Source organism: Vibrio sp. YT-19(2023) (genome assembly GCF_033337395.1).
This window is the reverse complement of sequence record NZ_JAWOQN010000555.1, coordinates 1-674: the sequence shown is the minus strand read 5'-3', so window position 1 is coordinate 674 and position 674 is coordinate 1. Positions and strand designations below refer to the sequence as shown.

The window sequence follows — 674 nt, the reverse complement described above, 5'->3', positions numbered from 1 at the left end:
TAAGAATAGTTGGTAAAACAAAGGGCGGTTATCACGCCGCCCTTTTTTGCTGTTGGTGGATGAGGTGAACGCTTAACAATCTTTGTCTTCCGCGTTCAGATTCTCTTTAAGGTTTTCACAACCATCTTCAATGGCGTTTTGCGCTTCTTCCGCAGTCTCATCCAATTTTTTGCCCGCTTTTTCCATTGGCCCTTCATCACTACACGCCGCTAAAGCAAACACCAAACCAAATACTGCGGCGATACGATAAATAAATGACGTAACTCGCATGCTAACTCCTATCTATTTACGTTTTTCTTTCCAAGTATCACAAATACTATTGATACAATTAATGACAACAGGAACAGATAAAATATCACTTGCGCGACAGCTGCGGCGGCACCGGCAATACCACTAAATCCGAGCACCGCTGAAACGAGAGCCAAAGCAAGGAAAATAAACATCCAACGAACCATGGTGTTGTCTCCTTATTTTTTAAAGTGAAAGCTCAATATTAGTTATTACTGAACAACTTCAATCTTATCGACAACCTTATTTACATCGTTGGTATTATTTGCAATCGATAATGCCAGATCATGCTCGGCATCTGAGTTCACTTTACCGGTTAAGGTTACGGTTTTATTTTCTGTAGTGACATCAATGTCTGTACCACTAACGCTGGTATCCATCAGTAA

3 protein-coding genes are annotated in these 674 nt (G+C 40.8%); all 3 read right to left on the bottom strand.

Annotated features, from left to right (window positions below; all coding sequences use genetic code 11):
• Positions 1–72: 72 nt before the first annotated feature.
• The gene (locus R7E78_RS27095; RefSeq protein WP_005466987.1) at positions 73–270 is read right to left on the bottom strand and encodes a hypothetical protein; all 198 of its coding nucleotides are present in this window, start codon (positions 268–270) and stop codon (positions 73–75) included.
• Between the two features lie 8 nt (positions 271–278).
• Positions 279–455, bottom strand: coding sequence for a DUF1328 family protein (locus tag R7E78_RS27090; protein WP_005478615.1), 177 nt, complete (start codon positions 453–455; stop codon positions 279–281).
• A 45-nt stretch (positions 456–500) separates the two neighbouring features.
• Positions 501–674 (bottom strand): BON domain-containing protein (locus R7E78_RS27085; RefSeq protein ID WP_318058742.1); only part of this gene is annotated, 174 nt, incomplete at its 5' end.